At 39.1% G+C, this 2,513-nt stretch carries 1 protein-coding gene; it reads left to right on the top strand.

The features are described 5' to 3' along the window. Window positions 1–1,600 precede the first annotated feature (1,600 nt). Window positions 1,601–2,215 (top strand): hypothetical protein, encoded by a 615-nt coding sequence (locus GF401_06965; protein ID MBD3344787.1) that lies wholly within the window; start codon window positions 1,601–1,603, stop codon window positions 2,213–2,215. Window positions 2,216–2,513: the final 298 nt, after the last annotated feature.

Raw genomic sequence — 2,513 nt, 5'->3', positions numbered from 1 at the left:
GCAGGTGCCAGATTAGACCTTACGACTATTGGTCACGTTCAAGGTATTGAAGACCCCTATCCCGGTCTATGGGTTTCGGATTCCACGGGCCATACGGCACCTTACAGAACGACTGAACCAAATGTTTATTGGACAAGACCCGAAGCTACTTTGGGTGTTTCGATTGACGCCTTTTTGCTGAGATGGCTTTCACCTTTTCTTGATATGCAGATGACATCATTTGGCGGAGACCTTTTGCCAGCTATATCTGGAGGTGTGGGTTTCATTTTGAGAAGCGAAAAATTATCTGGCAGACTTGATGGTTCTCTAAAATTGACAAGGATGAGATACAATGCGCTTTTTGTTGATGAGGAAGGAGTTGAGCCGGACATCATCAGGAGCGGAATCGATTATGCTCGTGGATTTGCAATACAGGGGACCTTCAATACGATGAAGGATTTCCTTTTCTTGAAATACTATCTCACTGCCGGATATGAGTTGATGGATTTTACTGACGAAATTGAGGGTGAGTTGTTAGGTACGAGTCTCAAGCAAGCGTATGCAGGAACTGGTGTATTTCATGAATTTGGGCCTGTTACAGCGATTGCTGGTATTCGTTTCGTAATGCTGACGTCATCCATGTTAGATATTGACCCGTACGAGTATTTTGAGCCGAATTTCCAATTACTTGGCAATATAAACCTGCCATTTCTGAAACGATAAAAGAGAAGAAGACGGCGGCGGCGAAAGACATAATGAAGAATGCATGGCCCGGTTTACAGACGCACAACAGCAAAAAGCCAAAATGCCTGCCGCAGGCGCAACACAGGCACTTCGGCTGTTTTGCAACACGTTGTAAGCAATGTTTTTGCACATTTATTGATAGGCGCCCCTAAAGAAGAAAGGAGCAAAAGGATATCACATTGATTCACTAAATTATAATTCGTAATCCAATAAAAATTTGAAAGGATAAAATTATCTATAGAATACTGTATTCATTATTAGCTGTCTTAACATTGCTGATATCTTGTAAGGATTTAACAACTAATCCTCCTGAAAAGAATGACCTTAATGTCTATTCAACTGCAGTGGATGGATGTAAAAATACTTTGCATAAAAGGGCTTCAAATGATTCAATTCAGAGCTATAAGTTTACTGATGATTCCTTGAAAATAGACATACTGGTTAAGGCTAACTGTTGCCCAGAAATTGATAGATTCATTACCACAACTACAGTAAATGGAGATTCGGTTCATCTTCAAGTACAAGATACCGCTAAGGGACTTTGTAATTGCATTTGTCCTTATGAAATTAAAACCGTAATTAAATGCGAAGAAATTGATTCAATCTATTTCACTTGCGAATATTATGATTCATTAATTGTCGCAGAATTAATCACAAGGGATTAGTCATTAAAGGGTGACATAACAATTGCAATATTGACCAGATTCAAATTCGAAATAGAAAAAGGGGCGCAGAAGAACAGAAATATGGTAAATGCAAAAACACAGCTTACAACAGCAAAAAGCCAAAATGCCTGCCGCAGGCGCAACACAGGCACTTCGGCTGTTTTGCAAGACGTTGGTGGAAATATTTCGGGCAATCCTAATAAGGAGTTGAAATGATTAATAGCGCCCCCAAAAGAAAAGAATTGTTCTTTTTGATTGTGATATCTCTAATATCTATTTTGAATGCTGAAATGAAAGTTGTTCCTGCTTTTAGAATCGGCTATTTAGGCACGAGTTCAAGTACAACATATGGAGCATCATTACAAGAAGAAATGAATGTTATGTATAGTACAAACGGGTTTGAGATAGAAGCAGGAATATTACATAGTTGGTTTAGCACAAATGGAATGTTTACATATTCACAACGAAATAGCTTTCCTGAAAAAGGAACTGAAGGAAGAAAGCAAACTGCACCAGGAAAGCCTCTTATTTCTGGTGGTGGGCTTAGCGCATATTTAGAAAGACTTCGTTTACCACTCAAAAATGCAGAAATTATTCTCAAAATCTGCCCCGGAATAATGGTTGGCTATTGGATTGATAAAAAATCGAAATGGAACCGTACACTTTCAGAATATGAAAACTTTGTGGAAACACGACACTTTGCAGGCTTACTGCGAATTGAGGGAGGATATGGAATAATCTCAGGGTACGGTAAGATTGGTCTGTTTGATACATCCGATCCATTACTTGGAGCAGGCATAACAATGATTTTAAGAAGAAAGTATTAAGATGGGGGCGCAGAAAAGACGGATTGCCCGAAATACATCCACCAACAGGCCCAATACAAAAGTTTGCTTCGTTGACACTGCGCAAACCTTCGTATGTGGGCCGGGACGTTGGTGTAAATTGTACTGGAAAATTACTCAAAACAATCAAATATGGGGCGCATAAAAGAAAGGAAGACAATGAAAATCTTTTCACGATTATCAGGAACTTTATTGCTGGCTTTACTAATATTATTTGCAGGATGTTCTCCACGTATTATTAGAAATGGTTATCAGATTGACGACCATTATAGTGACGAGG

This window comes from Chitinivibrionales bacterium (assembly GCA_014728215.1).
Classification (GTDB): domain Bacteria; phylum Fibrobacterota; class Chitinivibrionia; order Chitinivibrionales; family WJKA01; genus WJKA01.
The sequence above is the reverse complement of the archived record's forward strand: the minus strand, read 5'-3'. Positions and strand labels throughout refer to the sequence as shown.